Origin of the sequence: Pseudomonas sp. Nvir (assembly GCF_963778085.1) — a bacterium.
Lineage (GTDB): Bacteria > Pseudomonadota > Gammaproteobacteria > Pseudomonadales > Pseudomonadaceae > Aquipseudomonas > Aquipseudomonas juntendi.
Window position 1 is genome coordinate 289,444 of the sequence record NZ_OY970405.1, and the last position, 18,375, is coordinate 307,818.

Below are 18,375 nucleotides of genomic sequence, written 5' to 3' on the forward strand. Positions count from 1 at the left end.
CCGGTTCAGTTTGGAAGGAACTTGGCGCTGACGTACGGCGAGTAGTCCGGCAGTACGGCGTCAACCTTGCCTTGCTGCTTGAGGAAGTTGGCCGTGTCGGTCAGTGCCTGGGTGGTGGGTGCGCCCAGTGCGCTGGCCTGGTCGGCGGCCAGTGGGTAGACGTTGCCCTGCAGCAGCACGGGAATGTCGCTGGCCTTGGCGCCGGACAGCTCCACCAGTTTGTCTACGTTGCCCTTGTCAGCCAGCCAGGCTTGCGGGTCTTTGCGGTATTCGGCGTAGGCATCGAGGGTGACCTTGGCGAAAGCCTTGACCACGTCGGGGTGCTTCTCGGCGAAGTCCTTGCGCACGATCCAGGCATCGAAGGTGGGTGCGCCTTTTGCGGCCAGCTCGCCCGAGGTGATCAGCACCTTGCCGTTTTCCTTGGCCACGCCCAAGGCCGGGTCCCAGACGTAGGTGGCGTCGATGTCGCCGCGTTTCCAGGCGGCAATGATCGCAGGGGGCGCGAGGTTGAGTATCTGCACCTTGGAGGGGTCGATGTTCCAGGTCTTCAGGGCTGCCAGCAAGCTGTAGTGGCCAGTTGAAACGAAGGGCACGGCGACTTTCTTGCCGACCAGGTCTTGTGGCGTCTTGATGCTGTCGCGGGCGACCAGTGCCTCGCCTGCGCCAATCTGCGTTGCGATCAGAAACGTCTCGACCGGCAGCTTGCGGGTGGCGGCGGCGGCCAGTGGGCTGGAGCCCAGGTAGCCGATCTGCACGTCACCGCTGGCTACTGCGGTGATCACATCGGCGCCGTTATCGAACTTGCGCCAGTCAATGCTGGCCTTGCTGGCTTTTTCGTAGTCGCCATCCACCTGCGCCACCTTGGCGGGGTCGACGGTGGTCTGGTAGGCGACGGTCAGGTCGGCCGCCTGGGCCAGCCAGCTGGCGCTGGCGAGGGTCAGGGCGGCGAACAGGCGCAGCGGGGCATGCGGGATCATGGTGGACCTCTCGTCAGGCAAACTGGGGTATGGCGAGAAGGCTAAATGATCTAAGAAATTTAAAATAAATAACTTTTTTGCATTAGCTTAGGAGGTAAAGCTGTAGGAGCGGCCTTGCGTCGCGATGGGGCGCGAAGAAGCGGCCCTGACGATGGCTGCTGCGACGCTGAGCGTTTAGGGCCGCTTCGCGCCCCATCGCGACACAAGGCCGCTCCTAAAAAGCCTGCGAAGGGTCATAACCTGGGTCAATGGCGAAATCAGATCAGGCTGCTAGGCTTCTCCGTCCCTATAGAACATTAAGGAATTAGGTTATTAGCAAACGTTTGCAAATAGCTAAATGCTATTAGAACCCGTATAGCTACAACGATTGGTTGCAAAGGTTCGTTACATATTCCCTAAAAATCTTAGAAATTCACAAAACGGTCATTTTGGATTTATAGGATTGTCATTATCCTGTAGCGCAGGTGGCGCCTTAGACCAAAGTCGAGAAACGTTTAGAAACGTTTGACTTACCAGTCACACTTTGGGACTAAATCGCCAATCCACGGTGAGCGGGGCACAAGACCCTGCCGCCAGAGATACACAAAAATTAGAACGTAGAGGAGCACAACATGTACAAGTCCAGCCTGGCCGTGGCCGTGGCACTGGGGGTTTTTGCCCAAACAGCAGGCGCTGCCGGTTTCGTGGAAGACAGCAAACTGTCCCTCAGCTCGCGCACCATGTATTACGACAACGATAACCGTGATGCCCATGCAAGCAGCTCCACTAACTTCAAGCGTCCAGATCAGCGTGAAACTGGCCAGGGTTTCAAGCTCGACTATATCTCAGGCTTCACCGAGGGTACCGTTGGCTTTGGTGTTGACGCCCAGGCCCTATGGGGTATCCACCTGGATGGCGGCCGCGGCTATCACAAAAGCGGCTTCATGCCAGACGCCAGCAATGGCTCGTCGGTTAATCAGTGGGCCCGCGTTGGCGCTAACGCCAAGGCGCGTTTTTCTAAGACCGAAGCCCATTTTGGTAGCGCTCTGGCGCCGAACCTGCCGATCTTAGTCGCGAACGATGGCCGTGTGCTGCCGCAAACCTTCGAGGGTGGCACTATCCAGTCGAAGGAAATCGACAACCTGACCATCAACGCCGGTCAGCTGACTCACGCCATGGGCCGTGCGTCGAGCAACCGTACTGGCCTGTCGGTCGCTGGCGCCACTGCCGACAGCAACAAGTTCCGCTACGGCGGCCTGGACTACAAGCTCACTCCAGACCTGACCCTGCAGTACTACTACTCGAACCTGGAAGACTTCTACAAGCAGCACTTCCTGGGTGCCACCCACGTCTTCAAGATCGCCGACGACCAGTCGTTCAAGACCGACCTGCGCTACTTCGACAGCAGCAGCGACGGCAACAACGGTCACGGCGGCGGCTACAACTTCAGCAACAACGGTGGTTACGCCAAGAACACTGGCAAGGTCGACAACAAGACCTGGTCGGCCATGTTCACCTACACCCTGGGTGGCCACGCGCTGATGCTCGGTCGTCAGCAAGTCAGCGATGACGGCGGTTTCGTCTGGCTGAACCAGGGCAACGTGGTTGACGGTAACGGTCGCCCTGAAGGTGCTGGCGGTGCCAGTTTCTACCTGTTCACCGACAGCATGATCAACCAGTTCGCCCGTGCCGGTGAGAACACCAACTTCGGCCAGTACTCGTATGACTTCGCTTCGCTGGGCGTTCCGGGCCTGAAGGCTTCGGTTTCCTACCTGCGTGGTGACGACATTCGCTACAAGAGCGGCCACGGCACCTACAACGAATGGGAACGTGACGCCCGCGTCGACTACACCATTCAGCAAGGTACCCTCAAAGGTCTGGGCTTCAGCCTGCGCCAGGGTGTGTACCGCGGTGGCAGCAACGAAGCCAGCGCGGACCAGGACCAGACTCGCTTCATCGTGAACTACACTTACAGCTTCCTGTAAGCCGTAGCGACACCAAAGAGCCTCGCCTAGTGCGAGGCTTTTTTACGTCAGAAACTTTGTATGCTTTATGGTTATAAATAAATTGTTATTTATTCTTTTTGTTTTTGGATCATTGCAGGCAAAGTTCATTCACACGCTGACCAGAACCCAGCCCAGGAGCCGCAGCCCATGAGCCTAAAACTCGGCGATATCGCCCCCGATTTCGAACAGGATTCCAGCGAAGGCAAGATCCGTTTCCACGAGTGGCTGGGTAACAGCTGGGGGGTGCTGTTCTCCCACCCGGCTGACTTCACCCCGGTATGCACCACTGAGCTGGGCCTGACTGCCAAGCTCAAGGACGAATTCGCCAAACGCGGAGTCAAGGCCATTGCCTTGTCGGTCGACCCGGTCGATTCGCACCACAAATGGATCGCCGACATCAACGAAACCCAGAACACCGTGGTCAATTTCCCGATCATCGCCGACGCCGACCGCAAGGTTTCAGACCTTTATGACCTGATCCATCCGAACGCCAGCGACACCCTGACCGTGCGCTCGCTGTTCGTGATCGACCCGAACAAGAAGGTGCGGCTGACCATCACCTACCCGGCCAGTACCGGGCGCAATTTCAATGAAATCCTGCGGGTGATCGACTCGCTGCAGCTGACTGACAACCACAAGGTGGCCACGCCAGGTAACTGGCAAGACGGCGACGACGTGGTGATTGTGCCTTCGCTCAAGGACGAAGAAGAGATCAAGCAGCGCTTCCCCAAAGGGTACCGGGCCGTCAAACCCTATCTGCGCCTGACCCCCCAGCCCAATCGTTAACGCATTCCTCGTTGCATCGCTCTTAGCCTCACAGGGATTTTCGGGCCGTTTCGACGGCCTTTTTTTTGCATTTTTACCGTTACCCGCCCCCTGTAGGAGCGGCCTTGTGTCGCGATGGGCCGCAAAGCGGCCCCAAGATCGCGACGCCAATAAATAACGATAAGGAATAAATAAATAAAAAAATATGATTTCTAGATATATAAACTGACTGCTAATGTCACCCCCAACAGAACACAAGGAAGCGCTGCAATGTTGGTCGTCTCAATCGGTGGTAGCCCAAGTCCACGTTCACGCTCCGGCGTGCTGCTGGAGCGTTCGCGCCAGTGGCTGCAGCATCGCGGCGTCGAAGTGGTGACGTTCCAGGTACGTGACTTCCCTGCCGAAGACCTGCTGCATGCCCGTTTCGACAGCCCGCAGGTACAGCACTTCCAGCAACTGGTGGCCCAGGCCGATGGCCTGATCGTCGCCACACCGGTGTACAAGGCATCGTTTGCCGGTGCTCTGAAAACCTTGCTCGACCTGCTGCCGGAACGCGCTTTGGCACACAAGATCGTGTTGCCGATCGCCACCGGCGGCAGCATCGCCCACATGCTGGCGGTGGATTACGCACTCAAGCCCGTGCTGTCTGCACTCAAGGCGCAAGAGACCCTGCAAGGGATCTTCGCTGACGACAGCCAGGTCGCTTATGCAGAGGGCAGCAAGCCCGCGCAACTGCTACCCGCGCTGGAAGAACGCCTGCAGGACTCGCTGGAAACCTTCCACGTTGCCCTGGCCCGTCGGCCGCGCCCCGTGGCCCCCGGTGTACTGAACGAACGCCTGCTCAGTGCTCGCTGGAGCATCTGACCGGTTTTATCCGCTTTACCACCTTACTCGCCCGCCAACGAGGCAAGCAGGTGCAACCCGAACCCTATCGCACAGGAGAGCGCCATGCGCACAGTCTTCTTGCGTCGCGGTCTGGTCGCCCTGTTCGCGGCGGCTGTGTCCTTCGGCGCCATCACCCAAGCCCAGGCCGAGAGCCTGCGGATCGGTTATCAGAAATACGGCACCCTGGTGCTGCTCAAGGCCAAGGGCACGCTGGAGAAGCGCCTGGCCGAGCAGGGCGTACAGGTGCAGTGGACCGAGTTTCCCGGCGGCCCGCAGCTGCTTGAAGGGCTGAACGTCGGCTCAATCGATTTTGGCGTCACCGGTGAAACACCACCGGTATTCGCCCAGGCCGCCGGCGCCGACCTGCTCTATGTGGCCTACGAACCGCCCGCGCCGCACAGCGAAGCGATTCTCGTGCCCAAGGGTTCGCCGGTACAGTCGGTGAAGGATCTCAAAGGCAAGAAAGTTGCCCTCAACAAAGGCTCCAATGTGCACTACCTGCTGGTGCGTGCACTGCAAGACGCGGGCCTGCAGTACAGCGACATCCAGCCGGTTTACCTGCCGCCGGCCGACGCCCGAGCAGCCTTCGAGCGCGGCAGTGTCGACGCCTGGGTGATCTGGGACCCGTACCAGGCCGCCGCCGAGCAACAGTTGCAGGCGCGCACCCTGCGTGACGGCAAGGGCCTGGTCGACAACCATCAGTTCTATCTCGCTACCCGCAACTACGCGACCGAGCACCCAGCGGTGATCAACACCGTTATCGAGCAAGTGCGCGCCGTGGGCGAGTGGTCGCAGGCCAACCCGCAGGAAGTCACCGACCAGGTGGCGCCGCTACTCGGCTTGCCTGCCGACATCACACTTACCTCGGTCAAACGCCAAGGCTACGGCGCCGCGCCCCTCAACCCGGAGGTAGTGGCGGCGCAGCAGAAGATCGCCGACACCTTCCAGGCGCTCAAGCTGATACCCAAGCCGTTGAGCATCAAGGATGTGATCTGGACACCCCCGGCCAAGGTCGCTAGCGCGCCTTGAATGATGCGCCCATGCCGGGGCACCGCCCCGGCTCGTGCCCCCCTTGAGGAGACAACTCCAATGAGTCTGAACATTTTCTGGTTCCTGCCCACCCACGGTGACGGCAAGTACCTGGGCACTGCCGATGGCGCCCGCGCGGTCGACCACGGTTACCTGCAACAGATCGCGCAAGCTGCCGACCGGCTTGGTTTTGGTGGGGTATTGATCCCGACCGGGCGCTCCTGCGAGGACTCCTGGCTGGTCGCGGCCTCGCTGATCCCCGTGACCCAGCGCTTGAAGTTTCTGGTGGCCCTGCGCCCCGGCATCATCTCGCCAACCGTGGCGGCTCGGCAGGCAGCCACCCTCGATCGCCTGTCCAACGGCCGGGCGCTGTTCAACCTGGTCACCGGCGGCGACCCTGACGAGCTGGCCGGTGACGGCCTGCACCTGAACCACCAGCAGCGCTACGAGGCGTCGGTCGAGTTCACCCGTATCTGGCGCAAGGTGCTGGAAGGCGAAAACGTCGATTATGACGGCAAGCACATTCAGGTGAAGGGCGCCAAGCTGCTCTATCCGCCGATTCAGCAGCCCCGCCCACCGCTGTATTTCGGCGGTTCTTCAGAAGCTGCCCAAGACCTGGCGGCTGAACAGGTCGAGTTGTACCTGACGTGGGGTGAGCCACCGGCAGCCGTGGCCGAGAAGATCGCCCAAGTGCGCAAAAAGGCCGCTGCTCAAGGCCGCGAAGTACGTTTCGGTATCCGCCTGCACGTGATCGTGCGCGAAACCAACGAAGAAGCCTGGGCCGCCGCCGACCGCCTGATTTCGCACCTGGACGATGACACCATTGTCCGTGCGCAGGCCTCGCTGGCGCGCTTCGACTCGGTGGGCCAGCAGCGCATGGCCGCCCTGCACGGCGGTAACCGCGACAACCTGGAAGTCAGCCCCAACCTGTGGGCTGGTGTTGGCCTGGTGCGTGGCGGTGCGGGTACCGCGCTGGTCGGTGATGGCCCGACCGTGGCCGCGCGGGTCAAAGAGTACGCCGAGCTGGGCATCGATACCTTCATCTTCTCCGGCTACCCGCACCTGGAAGAGTCGTACCGAGTGGCCGAGCTGCTGTTCCCGCACATTGACGTGAACCGCCCGGAACAACCCAAGGCGGGTGGCTACGTGAGCCCGTTCGGCGAGATGGTAGCCAACGACATCCTGCCCAAGTCCGTCGCGCAGAGCTGAGGGCCAGGCCATGAGTCGTGCAACTTCCAACAACCTTGCCCAGCGGCTGGCGCCATGGGCGCTGCCGGTGCTGCTGCTGGCCGCCTGGCAGCTGGCGGTCAGTGCTGGCTGGCTGTCGACGCGCATCTTGCCGGCGCCTAGCGCCGTGGTCAGTGCTGGCGTCGAGCTGGTGCGTAGCGGTGATATCTGGACCCACCTGGCCATCAGTGGCTGGCGTGCCGGGCTGGGCTTCGTCATCGGCGGCAGCATCGGCCTGGTGCTGGGCTTCATCACGGGCCTTTCGAACTGGGGCGAGCGACTGCTCGACAGCTCGGTGCAGATGATACGCAACGTGCCGCACCTGGCGCTGATCCCGCTGGTGATCCTGTGGTTTGGTATCGATGAGTCGGCGAAGATCTTCCTGGTCGCGCTGGGCACGTTGTTCCCGATCTACCTGAACACCTACCACGGCATTCGCAATGTGGACCCGGCGCTGGTGGAAATGGCCCGCAGTTATGGGTTGTCCGGCTTCAGCCTGTTCCGCCAGGTGATCCTGCCGGGGGCGCTGCCGTCGATCCTGGTGGGCGTGCGCTTTGCCCTGGGCTTCATGTGGCTGACCCTGATCGTTGCCGAAACCATCTCGGCCAACGCGGGCATCGGCTACCTGGCCATGAACGCCCGTGAATTCCTGCAGACCGACGTGGTGGTGCTGGCCATCGTTTTGTACGCCGTGCTCGGCAAGCTCGCCGACCTCGCCGCCCGTGGCCTGGAGCGTGTGTGGTTGCGCTGGCACCCAGCCTATCAAGTGGCGAAGAAGGGGGGCGCATGACCGTGCTCAAGGAACGGCCGCCACGCCTGCTGCGTGGCATCCCGCTGGCCGCCAACGGCGTGCGCAAGGCCTTTGGCCAGCGCGAAGTTTTGAAAGGTATCGACCTGCACATTCCGGCCGGCCAGTTCGTGGCCATTGTTGGCCGCAGCGGCTGCGGCAAGAGCACCTTGCTGCGTTTGCTGGCCGGGCTCGACCAGCCCACTGCCGGGCAGTTGCTGGCCGGGGCCGCGCCGCTGGACGAAGCGCGCGAAGAAACCCGCCTGATGTTCCAGGACGCACGCCTGCTGCCTTGGAAGAAGGTGATCGACAACGTGGGCCTGGGTCTGTCTGGCGACTGGCGCTCGCGAGCGCTGGATGCCCTGGAGGCGGTTGGCCTGGCCGACCGCGCCAATGAGTGGCCGGCGGCGCTTTCAGGTGGCCAGAAGCAGCGCGTGGCGCTGGCCCGGGCACTGATCCATCAGCCGCGCCTGCTGTTGCTGGACGAGCCGTTGGGCGCGCTGGATGCCCTGACCCGTATCGAGATGCAGCAACTGATCGAACGCCTGTGGCGTCAGCACGGCTTTACCGTGCTGCTGGTTACCCACGATGTCAGCGAGGCCGTTGCCGTGGCTGACCGGGTGATCCTGATCGAAGACGGCGAGGTCGGGCTCGACCTCACTGTCGACCTGGCACGGCCTCGGGCGCGTGGTTCGCACCGCCTGGCTGCGCTGGAAAGCGAAGTGCTCAACCGTGTGCTGTCGGCCCCGGGCGCTGCGCCCGAGCCGGATCCTGTAGCCCCTCTGCCCACGCAACTGCGTTGGGCGCACTGAACCCCCAGAAGCCAAAAGGAAGCCAATCATGACTATCAAAGCCATCAACGTTCGCAACCAATTCAAAGGCACTGTGAAAGAAATCCTCGAAGGGCCGGTACTGTCGGAAATCGACGTGCAGACGGCTTCGGGCATCGTCACTTCGGTGATCACTACCCGCTCCGTGCGTGAGCTGGAGCTGCAGGTGGGCAGTGAAGTGATTGCCTTTGTGAAGTCGACGGAAGTGTCTATCGCCAAGCTGTGATGAAAGTGGCCCGCGGGCCGCTTTGCGACCCTTCGCGGGCACGCCCGCTCCCACAGGGGATCGCGCATTTCTTGAGTGTGGGAGCGGGCGAGCCCGCGAAGGGCTGCAAAGCAGCCCCAATACCGCTTAACTCGCGGGGCTGCTTTGCAGCCCGATCGCGACACAAGGCCGCTCCTACAGGTACTGCACAGGTTTTCGGCCTTGTGCCTTTCCCTGTGGGCGCCGGCGTGCCGGCGGTGAGGCCACCAACTTCAACGCTTGATTAGAAACGGCGGCAGATACAACCCCAGATACGCCTCGAATACCCGCTTGCCTTCCTCGGCCATACGCGGGGTGATCGCCTCATGCAGCTGCACCGAGCGCGCATACACCCGGTCGCTGAGCTCCATGGCCAGGGCAAACACATCCACATCCAGCGGCATCACCGGCAGGTGAAAATGCTGGTCGAACAACTTGTACATCAGGTCGCCCAGTTCCATGTCGTGCTGCCGATCGGCTTGCACCACTTCACTCAGCCCGTGCTGGGCCAGAATCAGTTGCCGCGCTGCTGCATCCTGGTTGTAGATATCCAGCATGCGCTGCTCGATCAGCCGTGACAGCTCATGCCAGGTACTGAACGCCTGGCTGTCGATCGGTGCCCTCAGAGCCTCACGGAAAGCCCGGTGCACGTCGGCGGTCAACGCCTCGAGCAACGCCGGCACGCTGGCGAAGAAGTGATAGACCGACGACGGCGGAATCTGCGCACGCTCGGCCACGCTGTAGATCGACATTGCCGCCACCCCCACCTCGGCCAGTAGTTCGCGGGCAGCCGCCAGGATCGCTTCGATCCTGGCCTGGCTGCTGGCGCGCGGTTTGCGCGGGGTAGCGGTACGCGTCATCAGTTGCTGATCGCCAGGATGCTGGCTTGATAGGCACCCACGAACAGGTCGAAATCACCGACTTCTTCCTGCTCCAGCTCGGCCTGCCTGGCCAGCGACTCGCGGGCCAGCGTCTCGTAGGTTTGTTGCTGCTCCTGGCTCAGCGGCTGTTCACGGAAGGTCTCGGCGTGAATACGGCTCTGGCGCAGCGAAAACTGCACGAAGCTTTCGTCATGCTCGGTCATGCGCGCCAGCACCTGGGCCGAAGGCGTCAGCGAGGCGTCATCGACCTTGGCCTGTTGCGCATCCAGCGCCTTGCTGTGGGCGTCGGTATCTTCGGCCTGGTCCAGTAGCTCGGCCAACTGTCGAATACGCTCGATCAGCTCGCCGGCCCACACCTTCAGGCTGACCGGCTGGCCGTTGCGCTGCAATTCCAGGCCCGGGCGGCGACCTTCCTTGACCACGGCCAGGAAGTTGCTGGTGCACTGGCCACACTCGGCATTGCCCAGTTGCGGGCTTTCTTCCAGGGCACAGAACAGCAGGAATGCATCGAGGAAGCGCGCCTCGGTCAGGTCGATGCCAACGGGCAGGAACGGGTTGATGTCCAGGCAGCGCACTTCCACATACTGCACCCCGCGCGAAGTCAGGGCCTGGATCGGCCGCTCGCCGGTATAGGTGACGCGCTTGGGGCGTATGCTCGAGTAGTACTCGTTTTCGATCTGCAGGATGTTGGTATTCAGTTGTACCCACTCACCGTCGACGTGCGTGCCGACCTCGACATAGGGCGGGTAGGGCGTGCCCACCGCCTTGCGCAGGCTGTCGGTGTAGCTGGCCAGGTTGTTGTAGCAAGGCGTGAGGCCCGCCTGGGCGTTGCTCTGGTAGCCCAGGTCGCTCATGCGCAGGCTGGTGGCGTAGGGCAGGTACAGGGTTTCGGCGTCCAGCTCTTCGAGCTGGTGCGGGCGGCCACGCATGAAGCCTTTGTCCAGGGCCGGCGAGGCGCCAAACAGGTACATCAACAACCAGCTGTAGCGGCGGAAGTTGCGGATCAGCGCAATGTAGGCCGACGACTGATAGTCGCGGTCGGGCTCGCTGCTGCCTTCGGCAGCACGCAGCAAAGGCCACAGAGCCTCTGGCAGCGAGAAATTGTAATGGATGCCGGCGATGCACTGCATGGTGCGGCCATAGCGCAAGGCCAGGCCTTTGCGGTAGACGTGCTTGAGCTTGCCGATGTTCGAGCTGCCGTACTCGGCGATCGGGATGTCCTCTTCGGCCGGCAACGTGCATGGCATCGATGGGCTCCACAGGTACTCGTCGCCCAGCTTGCTGTAGACGAAACGGTGGGTCTGTTCGAGGCTTTCGAGCACTTTAGCCGGGTCGGCCAACGCGGGGGTGATGAATTCCAGCAGCGACTCGGAATAGTCAGTGGTGATCTGCTCGTTGGTCAGCGCCGATCCCAGTGCATCCGGGTGCGGGGTCTGGGCCAGGCGACCTTCGTCGGTCACGCGCAGGCATTCGCGCTCAATACCGTGCAGGCACTGCTTGAGCAGGGGAAGATTGGCGCCGAGCAGGCTCAGGCGGCGGTTGAGGAGTTCGCTCAAGATGTATTCCTTCACGCGTCAGTCGCCCCAATATGGGGGTAGAGATAACGGTCTACAAGGGTAGGGAGAAAGGAACTGGCGTTGTCGCCTGGTTTACGCGGATCCAGCAGTGCCAGCGCACTGCTGAAAATACCGCAGATACTGCTTGGTGAGCTAGAGAACCGCAAAGGTTCCTTGCGCCTTGGCCACCAGTTTGTCGCCCTGGACTACGTCGGCGTCGACCACCAGGGTACGCCGCCCGGCATGCAGCACGCGGGCGGTGCACAGGACCTCGCCGTCACTGACGGCGCGCATGTAGTTGATCTTGCATTCGATGGTGACGCTTTGCTGGTCAAAGCCATGGTTGGCCGAACAGGCCAGGCCCATGGCGATGTCCACCAGGCTGAAAATAGCCCCGCCGTGCAGCTTCTGGCCACGGTTGCGCAACTGCGGCTGCAGCGCCAGGGCGACCTCGGCAACGCCGGGCTCCAGGCGTTGCAGGCGGCAGCCAAGGAGCTGGCTGAAGGCGCTTTCGACATATTCGCGTGGAATGTCCATCACTTCTTCTTCAGCTGCTTGGCGTTGGCGAACAGCGCGGCCATGGCGTTGTTGGCCGGGGCCGCGGTAGCGGTTTCACGTTGGCGCGGCGCCTGTTGCTGGCGGTTGCCTGCCGGTCCACGGTTACCGCCGCGGTTGCCTTCGACCTTTTCGCCCGGGGTGTCGCTCATGCGCATCGACAAGCCTACGCGCTTGCGCGGGATGTCCACCTCCATGACCTTGACCTTGACCACGTCGCCGGCCTTGACCGCCTCGCGCGGGTCCTTGACGAACTTCTCCGACAGCGCCGAGATATGCACCAGGCCGTCTTGGTGTACGCCGATATCGACGAAGGCACCGAAGTTGGTGACGTTGGTCACCACGCCTTCGAGGATCATGCCTGGCTCCAGGTCCTTGAGGTCTTCGACGCCATCCTGGAAGGTGGCGGTCTTGAATTCCGGGCGTGGGTCGCGGCCGGGCTTGTCCAGCTCCTGCAGGATGTCGGTCACGGTCGGCAGGCCGAAGGTTTCGTCGGTGAAACGCTTGGGGTCCAGGCGCTTGAGGAAGCTGCTGTCGCCGATCAGCGAGCGAATGTCGCGGTCGGTATCGGCGGCGATGCGCTGTACCAGGGGGTAGGCTTCGGGGTGAACCGCCGAGGCGTCCAGCGGGTTGTCGCCGTTCATCACCCGCAGGAAGCCGGCAGCCTGCTCGAAGGTTTTCTCGCCCAGGCGGCTGACCTTTTTCAGCGCCGCGCGGGTGGCGAACGGGCCGTTGGCGTCGCGGTGCGCGACAATGTTCTGTGCCAGCGTGGCGTTAAGCCCGGAGATGCGCGTCAGCAGCGCCACCGAGGCGGTATTCACATCCACGCCCACGGCGTTCACGCAGTCCTCGACCACGGCGTCCAGGCCACGGGCCAGCTTCAACTGCGAGACGTCGTGCTGGTACTGGCCAACGCCGATGGATTTCGGGTCGATCTTCACCAGTTCAGCCAACGGATCCTGCAGGCGGCGGGCAATCGATACGGCGCCGCGGATCGATACGTCCAGGTCCGGGAATTCGCGGGCGGCCAGTTCCGATGCCGAGTACACCGACGCGCCGGCTTCGGAAACCATGACCTTGGTGATTTTCAGGGCTGGATATTTCTTGACCAGTTCGGCGACCAGCTTGTCGCTTTCGCGGCTGGCGGTACCGTTGCCGATGGCAATCAGCTCTACCGAGTGTTTGGCGCACAGCGCGGCCATGATGGCGATGGTCCGGTCCCAGTCGTTTTTCGGGGCGTGCGGGTAGACCGTGGTGTGGTCCAGCAGCTTGCCGGTGGCGTCGACCACGGCGATCTTGCAGCCAGTGCGCAGGCCAGGGTCGAAGCCCAGTGTGGCGCGCGGGCCGGCCGGGGCCGCCAGCAGCAGGTCGTGCAGGTTGTGGGCGAACACGTTGATCGCCTCGCCTTCGGCGTTGTCGCGCAGTTCGCCGAACAGGTCGGTTTCCAGGTGGGTGTAGAGCTTGACCTTCCAGGTCCAGCGCACCACTTCAGCCAGCCATTTGTCGGCCGGGCGGCTGCGGTTCTCGATGCCGACGTGGTTGCTGATCATCAGCTCGCACGGGTGCAGGGTACCGGGCAGTTCTTCGCCGACTTTCAGCGAAGCGCTCAGCACGCCCTCGTTGCGCCCGCGGAAAATTGCCAGGGCGCGGTGCGAAGGGGCGGTGCGCAACAGCTCGTCATGGGCGAAGTAGTCGCGGAACTTGGCGCCTTCCTCTTCCTTGCCGGCCACCACGCGGGCACTGAGCACGGCTTCCTGCTTGAGGAAGCTGCGCAGTTTGTCGAGCAACGCGGCGTCTTCGGCAAAGCGCTCCATGAGGATGTATTTGGCGCCTTCCAGGGCGGCCTTCACGTCGGCCACGCCCTTGTCGGCATCGACGAAGCGTGCCGCTTCGCTTTCCGGGGTTAGTGACGGGTCGTTGAACAGGCCGTCGGCCAGCTCGCCGAGGCCGGCTTCGAGGGCGATCTGGCCCTTGGTGCGGCGCTTCTGCTTGTACGGCAGGTACAGGTCTTCGAGGCGGGTCTTGGTGTCGGCCAGCTTGATTTCGCGGGCCAGTTCCGGGGTCAGCTTGCCCTGCTCCTCGATGCTGGAGAGGATGCTGGCGCGGCGTTCGTCGAGTTCGCGCAGGTAGCGCAGGCGCTCTTCCAGATGGCGCAGCTGGGTGTCGTCCAGGCTACCGGTCACTTCCTTGCGGTAACGGGCGATGAAAGGCACGGTCGAGCCTTCGTCCAACAGGCCCACGGCCGCCTCGACCTGCTGGGGGCGTACGCCCAGTTCCTCGGCGATACGGCTGTTGATGCTGTCCATGTAAACCACCTGACATTTGTGAATACGGGGGTCGCCTATGGGCTTTCGCCCGGCGGCGCAGGATGAAAGCGGCGCATTATACCCATCGCAAACCGCTTGCGGTGATGGCGCCCGGCCAGTCGGAACTGGCGCCCGGGGAAAAATCTGCTAACAATGCTCACGGCACGCGTTGCAATGGCTACGCCATAATGCGCGGCGATCTCAGAGGAGTTATTCATGACCGGCACGCCGAACACCGCAGAAGGTGAAAAGATTCTCATCGTCGACGACGATCCAGGGCTGAGCAGCCTGCTGGAACGTTTCTTCACCAGCAAAGGCTACCGAGCCCGCGCGGTGCCCAACACCGAACAGATGGACCGCCTGCTGTCCCGCGAGGTCTTCAACCTGGTGGTGCTGGACCTGATGCTGCCAGGCGAAGACGGCCTGTCGGCGTGCAAGCGCCTGCGCCAGCACAACAACCAGATCCCGATCATCATGCTCACTGCCAAGGGTGACGAGCTCAGCCGCATCAAGGGCCTGGAGCTGGGTGCCGATGACTACCTGGGCAAGCCGTTCAACCCGGACGAGCTGATGGCCCGGGTCAAGGCCGTGCTGCGCCGCCAGGCACCCACCGTGCCAGGGGCACCGGGTAGCGAAGACGAGTCGGTCACCTTCGGCGACTACGAGTTGTCGCTGGCCACCCGCGAACTCAAGCGTGGCGACGAAGTGCACATGCTCACCACCGGTGAGTTCGCCGTGCTCAAGGCGCTGGTCATGCATGCCCGTGAGCCGCTGACCCGCGACAAGCTGATGAACCTGGCCCGTGGCCGTGAATGGGATGCCCTGGAGCGCTCCATCGACGTTCAGATTTCGCGCCTGCGGCGCATGATCGAGCCCGACCCGTCCAAGCCCCGCTACATTCAGACCGTGTGGGGCGTGGGCTACGTGTTCGTGCCGGACGGAAACGCCGGAAAGTGATGCCTGACCGTCGATGAAAACACCGCTCTGGTTTCCGCAAAGCTTCTTCGCCCGCACCCTGTGGCTGGTGTTGATCGTTGTCCTGTTCTCCAAGGCCCTGACCCTGGTCTACCTGCTGATGAACGAGGACGTACTGGTCGACCGGCAGTACAGCCACGGTGTGGCGCTGACTTTGCGCGCGTATTGGGCTGCCGACGAAGAAAACCGCGACAAGATCGCCGAGGCGGCAGGCCTCATTCGTGTGACCGGCTCGGGCGTGCCCGAAGGCGAGCAGCACTGGCCCTACAGCGAAATCTACCAACGCCAGATGCAGGCCGAGCTGGGCGATGACACCGAAGTACGCCTGCGCATTCATGCGCCGCCGGCGCTGTGGGTAAATGCGCCGAGCCTGGGCCCGGGCTGGTTGAAGGTGCCGTTGTACCCGCACCCGCTACGCGGGCAGAAAATCTGGAACGTGCTGGGCTGGTTCCTGGCCATTGGCCTGTTGTCCACCGCTTCGGCGTGGATCTTCGTGCGGCAGTTGAACCAGCCGCTCAAGCGTCTGGTGTTCGCCGCCCGCCAGCTGGGCCAGGGGCGCAGCGTGCGGTTGCCGATCAGCGACACCCCCAGCGAGATGACCGAGGTGTACAGGGCCTTCAACCAGATGGCCGAAGACGTCGAGCAGGCCGGGCGTGAACGCGAGCTGATGCTGGCCGGGGTTTCGCATGACTTGCGTACACCGCTCACGCGCTTGCGTTTGTCGTTGTCGTTGCTCAACAGCGACAACGACCTGAGCGACGATATGGTCCGTGATATCGAAGACATGGACGCGATTCTCGACCAGTTCCTGGCGTTTATCCGTGATGGCCGGGACGAGCCGGTCGAAGAGGTCGACCTGGCGGACCTGGTGCGTGAGGTGGTCGCCCCCTACAACCAGCCGGAAGAACGTGTGCGCCTGTGCCTGGAGCCGATCCCGCCGTTCCCGCTGCGCCGCGTGTCGCTCAAGCGCATGTTGGGCAACCTGATCGGCAACGCCTTGCACCACGCGGGCAAAGGGGTCGAGGTGGCAGCCTATGTCTCGGGTGACGAAAGTGCGCCGTACGTGGTGCTGAGCGTGCTGGACCGCGGTACCGGCATTGACGAGTCGGAGCTGGAAACCATCTTCAACCCGTTCATCCGGGGTGACCGGGCGCGGGGTGGCAAGGGGACCGGGTTGGGGTTGGCCATCGTCAAGCGTATTGCGGCGCAGCATGGCGGCAATGTCGAGCTACGCAACCGGTCCGGGGGCGGTATCGAGGCGCGGGTGCGGTTGCCGTTGGGGCTGTTGCTGCCGCGTAACGCCGTTTGAGTTTGGTTGGCTGTGCCGGCCCTGTCGCCGGCAAGCCAGCCCCCACAGGTCATGCACAAGGTCTGAAAACTGTGCAGTACCTGTGGGCTTGTCGGCGCTAGGGCCGGGTGAATCAGCCTTTCCCTTTGGTCCGGGTCTGATTCGGCCCGCCATTCTTCTCCAGGTGCTCGATGATCATCCCGGCCACGTTCTTGCCAGTGGTCACTTCAATGCCTTCCAGGCCTGGCGATGAGTTCACCTCCATCACCAACGGCCCATGGTTGGAGCGCAGGATATCCACGCCCGCGACACTCAAACCCATCACCTTGGCTGCGCGAATCGCGGTGATGCGCTCTTCGGGGGTGATCTTGATCAGGCTGGCGACCCCGCCACGGTGCAGATTGGAACGAAACTCACCGGGCTTGGCCTGGCGCTTCATCGAGGCAATCACCTTGTCCCCCACCACGAAGCAGCGGATGTCCGCACCGCCGGCCTCCTTGATGTACTCCTGCACCATGATGTTCTGCTTCAGGCCCATGAACGCCTCGATCACCGACTCGGCTGCCTGCGGGGTTTCGCACAGCACCACGCCGATACCCTGCGTGCCTTCCAGCACCTTGATCACCAGGGGGGCACCGTTGACCATGCGGATCAGGTCGGGAATATCGTCGGGCGAGTGGGCGAAACCGGTGATCGGCAGGCCAATACCGCGCCGTGACAACAGCTGCAGCGAGCGCAACTTGTCGCGCGAGCGGGCGATAGCCACCGACTCGTTGAGCGGGTACACGCCCATCATTTCGAACTGGCGCAGCACCGCACAGCCGTAGAAGGTTACCGAGGCGCCAATACGCGGGATCACGGCATCGAAACCTTCCAGCGGCTTGCCGCGGTAGTGGATCTGCGGCTTGTGGCTGGCAATGTTCATGTAGGCCCGCAAGGTATCGATCACCACCATTTCGTGGCCACGCTGAGTACCGGCTTCGACCAGGCGGCGGGTGGAATACAGACGCGGATTGCGCGACAGCACAGCGATCTTCATGCAGCACCTGTGACAGGGGAAAGGGTGGCCGGGAAGGCCGGTTTGTCTTGCACGTACTTTACGCCTGGGTTGACCACCAGCTGGCCCTGCACCAGGGCCTTCGAGCCGAGCAGCAGGCGGTAGCGCATGCTCTTGCGGCAGGCCAGGGTGAATTCGACCTCCCACACACGGTCACCCAACGCCAGTGGCGTGCGAATGACATAACGGGTCTGGGCATGCCCGTTAGAGCTGCGGATGATCTTTCTGTTCACCAAAGGTGCTTCGCAGCGGCGATGGCGCAACTGCACTACTGTGCCCAGGTGGGCGGTGAAGCGCACCCAGGGTTGGCCATTACGCTCGAAGGGTTCGATATCGGTGGCGTGCAGGCTGGAGGTGCTGGCGCCGGTGTCGATCTTGGCGCGCAGCCCGGCCACACCGAGGTCGGGCAAGGCGACCCACTCACGCAGGCCGATTACAGTCAAATGGTCAAATGTCTTCACTAAGCACACCCTGCGAATGAGGTGGTGAACTGTAAGCACGGCGGGGACTTTTTGCATCCGTAAGTGAAGGTAGTACAGTTCAATGAAAGACAGAATCCGAGGTAACGCAATGGCACAAAAAGCCGAAGAAGACGATAAGGTGCGCCTGGACAAATGGCTGTGGGCGGCTCGTTTCTACAAGACGCGGGCGTTGGCCAAGGCCGCGATCGAGAGCGGCAAGGTGCATTGCCGGGGCGAGCGTTGCAAGCCGGGCAAGGAGCCGCGCGTGGGCGACGAATTCGTGCTGCGTACCGGCTTCGATGAGCGCACCGTGGTGGTGAAGGCGTTGTCGGTGGTGCGGCGTGGGGCGCCCGAGGCGCAGACGCTGTATGAAGAGACTGAAGAGAGTGTGCGGCGCAGGGAGCAGGCAGCCGAAATGCGCAAGGCAGGGGCGATGGGGGTAACTACCGATGGCCGGCCGAACAAGAAGCAGCGGCGGCAGATTCACCAGCTGCATGGGAACTTCGAATAGCCGAGGCCGCTTCTACAAGGGTGCAGGCAGTGCTGTAGGAGCGGCCTCGTGTCGCG

Annotated in this window: 18 protein-coding genes; 11 read left to right on the forward strand and 7 right to left on the reverse strand. The window is 62.5% G+C overall.

Translation table 11 applies throughout. The annotated features are described in order from the left end of the window. Nucleotides 1–5: 5 nt before the first annotated feature. Nucleotides 6–977, reverse strand: a complete 972-nt coding sequence (tauA, locus tag AACG97_RS01580; protein WP_197886232.1) for a taurine ABC transporter substrate-binding protein — start codon at nucleotides 975–977, stop codon at nucleotides 6–8. Between the two features lie 611 nt (nucleotides 978–1,588). Here tauA and AACG97_RS01585 point away from each other — a divergent pair. The 8 genes from AACG97_RS01585 (at nucleotide 1,589) to AACG97_RS01620 (ending at nucleotide 8,711) form a co-directional block, all read left to right on the forward strand. Further along, a complete protein-coding gene (locus AACG97_RS01585) occupies nucleotides 1,589–2,941 on the forward strand; it encodes an OprD family porin (RefSeq protein ID WP_197886231.1) in 1,353 nt (450 codons plus the stop codon). A gap of 168 nt (nucleotides 2,942–3,109) precedes the next feature. Next, on the forward strand, nucleotides 3,110–3,748 hold the full coding sequence (locus AACG97_RS01590) for a peroxiredoxin (RefSeq protein ID WP_009682239.1): 639 nt from the start codon (nucleotides 3,110–3,112) through the stop codon (nucleotides 3,746–3,748). Between the two features lie 249 nt (nucleotides 3,749–3,997). Next, on the forward strand, nucleotides 3,998–4,591 hold the full coding sequence (gene ssuE / locus AACG97_RS01595; protein ID WP_029884767.1) for an NADPH-dependent FMN reductase: 594 nt from the start codon (nucleotides 3,998–4,000) through the stop codon (nucleotides 4,589–4,591). 84 nt (nucleotides 4,592–4,675) lie between these two features. Further along, on the forward strand, nucleotides 4,676–5,641 hold the full coding sequence (locus AACG97_RS01600; protein WP_047150041.1) for a sulfonate ABC transporter substrate-binding protein: 966 nt from the start codon (nucleotides 4,676–4,678) through the stop codon (nucleotides 5,639–5,641). Between the two features lie 60 nt (nucleotides 5,642–5,701). Then, complete coding sequence (ssuD, locus tag AACG97_RS01605; RefSeq protein ID WP_197886230.1) at nucleotides 5,702–6,850, forward strand: FMNH2-dependent alkanesulfonate monooxygenase; 1,149 nt, start codon at nucleotides 5,702–5,704, stop codon at nucleotides 6,848–6,850. Nucleotides 6,851–6,860: 10 nt separating this feature from the next. Then, nucleotides 6,861–7,658, forward strand: coding sequence for an aliphatic sulfonate ABC transporter permease SsuC (ssuC, locus tag AACG97_RS01610; RefSeq protein ID WP_115293243.1), 798 nt, complete (start codon nucleotides 6,861–6,863; stop codon nucleotides 7,656–7,658). Next, nucleotides 7,655–8,467, forward strand: a complete 813-nt coding sequence (ssuB, locus tag AACG97_RS01615) for an aliphatic sulfonates ABC transporter ATP-binding protein (protein WP_110678897.1) — start codon at nucleotides 7,655–7,657, stop codon at nucleotides 8,465–8,467. Before ssuC ends, ssuB begins: the two co-directional genes overlap by 4 nt. Nucleotides 8,468–8,495: 28 nt before the next feature. Beyond that, the gene (locus tag AACG97_RS01620) at nucleotides 8,496–8,711 is read left to right on the forward strand and encodes a TOBE domain-containing protein (protein ID WP_003255829.1); all 216 of its coding nucleotides are present in this window, start codon (nucleotides 8,496–8,498) and stop codon (nucleotides 8,709–8,711) included. Between the two features lie 251 nt (nucleotides 8,712–8,962). Here the strand turns inward: AACG97_RS01620 and AACG97_RS01625 are convergent, their stop codons facing one another. The 4 genes from AACG97_RS01625 to AACG97_RS01640 form a co-directional block, all read right to left on the reverse strand. Next, nucleotides 8,963–9,589: a TetR/AcrR family transcriptional regulator gene (locus tag AACG97_RS01625; protein ID WP_009682245.1), complete on the reverse strand. Its 627-nt coding sequence runs from the start codon at nucleotides 9,587–9,589 to the stop codon at nucleotides 8,963–8,965. Next, complete coding sequence (gene gshA / locus AACG97_RS01630; protein WP_232555119.1) at nucleotides 9,589–11,166, reverse strand: glutamate--cysteine ligase; 1,578 nt, start codon at nucleotides 11,164–11,166, stop codon at nucleotides 9,589–9,591. The genes AACG97_RS01625 and gshA overlap by 1 nt, the downstream gene beginning before the upstream one ends. A 153-nt stretch (nucleotides 11,167–11,319) precedes the next feature. Beyond that, nucleotides 11,320–11,703 (reverse strand): PaaI family thioesterase, encoded by a 384-nt coding sequence (locus AACG97_RS01635; protein ID WP_009682247.1) that lies wholly within the window; start codon nucleotides 11,701–11,703, stop codon nucleotides 11,320–11,322. After that, a complete protein-coding gene (locus tag AACG97_RS01640; RefSeq protein ID WP_009682248.1) occupies nucleotides 11,703–14,027 on the reverse strand; it encodes a Tex family protein in 2,325 nt (774 codons plus the stop codon). Before AACG97_RS01640 ends, AACG97_RS01635 begins: the two co-directional genes overlap by 1 nt. Before the next feature lie 216 nt (nucleotides 14,028–14,243). Here AACG97_RS01640 and ompR point away from each other — a divergent pair, with 216 nt between their 5' ends. Continuing rightward, the gene (gene ompR / locus AACG97_RS01645; RefSeq protein ID WP_009682249.1) at nucleotides 14,244–14,984 is read left to right on the forward strand and encodes an osmolarity response regulator transcription factor OmpR; all 741 of its coding nucleotides are present in this window, start codon (nucleotides 14,244–14,246) and stop codon (nucleotides 14,982–14,984) included. 13 nt (nucleotides 14,985–14,997) lie between these two features. Further along, the gene (locus AACG97_RS01650; RefSeq protein WP_115293245.1) at nucleotides 14,998–16,311 is read left to right on the forward strand and encodes an ATP-binding protein; all 1,314 of its coding nucleotides are present in this window, start codon (nucleotides 14,998–15,000) and stop codon (nucleotides 16,309–16,311) included. A 112-nt stretch (nucleotides 16,312–16,423) separates the two neighbouring features. On the opposite strand, the gene rimK is transcribed toward AACG97_RS01650, so the two are convergent. Both rimK and rimB read right to left on the reverse strand, forming a co-directional pair. Continuing rightward, nucleotides 16,424–17,329, reverse strand: coding sequence for a 30S ribosomal protein S6--L-glutamate ligase (gene rimK, locus AACG97_RS01655; RefSeq protein ID WP_009681234.1), 906 nt, complete (start codon nucleotides 17,327–17,329; stop codon nucleotides 16,424–16,426). Then, a complete protein-coding gene (rimB, locus tag AACG97_RS01660) occupies nucleotides 17,326–17,808 on the reverse strand; it encodes a retropepsin-like aspartic endopeptidase RimB (protein ID WP_009681235.1) in 483 nt (160 codons plus the stop codon). Before rimB ends, rimK begins: the two co-directional genes overlap by 4 nt. 109 nt (nucleotides 17,809–17,917) lie before the next feature. Between rimB and AACG97_RS01665 the strand changes: the two genes are divergently transcribed. Next, entirely contained in the window at nucleotides 17,918–18,319 is a 402-nt protein-coding gene (locus AACG97_RS01665; protein ID WP_197885520.1) for an RNA-binding S4 domain-containing protein, read from the forward strand. Nucleotides 18,320–18,375 lie beyond the last annotated feature (56 nt).

Coding starts and splice junctions, on each gene's coding strand:
- tauA (WP_197886232.1), bottom strand. CDS start 977: ATGATCCCGCATGCCCCGCTGCGCCTGTTCGCCGCCCTGACCCTCGCC.
- AACG97_RS01585 (WP_197886231.1), top strand. CDS start 1,589: ATGTACAAGTCCAGCCTGGCCGTGGCCGTGGCACTGGGGGTTTTTGCC.
- AACG97_RS01590 (WP_009682239.1), top strand. CDS start 3,110: ATGAGCCTAAAACTCGGCGATATCGCCCCCGATTTCGAACAGGATTCC.
- ssuE (WP_029884767.1), top strand. CDS start 3,998: ATGTTGGTCGTCTCAATCGGTGGTAGCCCAAGTCCACGTTCACGCTCC.
- AACG97_RS01600 (WP_047150041.1), top strand. CDS start 4,676: ATGCGCACAGTCTTCTTGCGTCGCGGTCTGGTCGCCCTGTTCGCGGCG.
- ssuD (WP_197886230.1), top strand. CDS start 5,702: ATGAGTCTGAACATTTTCTGGTTCCTGCCCACCCACGGTGACGGCAAG.
- ssuC (WP_115293243.1), top strand. CDS start 6,861: ATGAGTCGTGCAACTTCCAACAACCTTGCCCAGCGGCTGGCGCCATGG.
- ssuB (WP_110678897.1), top strand. CDS start 7,655: ATGACCGTGCTCAAGGAACGGCCGCCACGCCTGCTGCGTGGCATCCCG.
- AACG97_RS01620 (WP_003255829.1), top strand. CDS start 8,496: ATGACTATCAAAGCCATCAACGTTCGCAACCAATTCAAAGGCACTGTG.
- AACG97_RS01625 (WP_009682245.1), bottom strand. CDS start 9,589: ATGACGCGTACCGCTACCCCGCGCAAACCGCGCGCCAGCAGCCAGGCC.
- AACG97_RS01635 (WP_009682247.1), bottom strand. CDS start 11,703: ATGGACATTCCACGCGAATATGTCGAAAGCGCCTTCAGCCAGCTCCTT.
- AACG97_RS01640 (WP_009682248.1), bottom strand. CDS start 14,027: ATGGACAGCATCAACAGCCGTATCGCCGAGGAACTGGGCGTACGCCCC.
- ompR (WP_009682249.1), top strand. CDS start 14,244: ATGACCGGCACGCCGAACACCGCAGAAGGTGAAAAGATTCTCATCGTC.
- AACG97_RS01650 (WP_115293245.1), top strand. CDS start 14,998: ATGAAAACACCGCTCTGGTTTCCGCAAAGCTTCTTCGCCCGCACCCTG.
- rimK (WP_009681234.1), bottom strand. CDS start 17,329: ATGAAGATCGCTGTGCTGTCGCGCAATCCGCGTCTGTATTCCACCCGC.
- AACG97_RS01665 (WP_197885520.1), top strand. CDS start 17,918: ATGGCACAAAAAGCCGAAGAAGACGATAAGGTGCGCCTGGACAAATGG.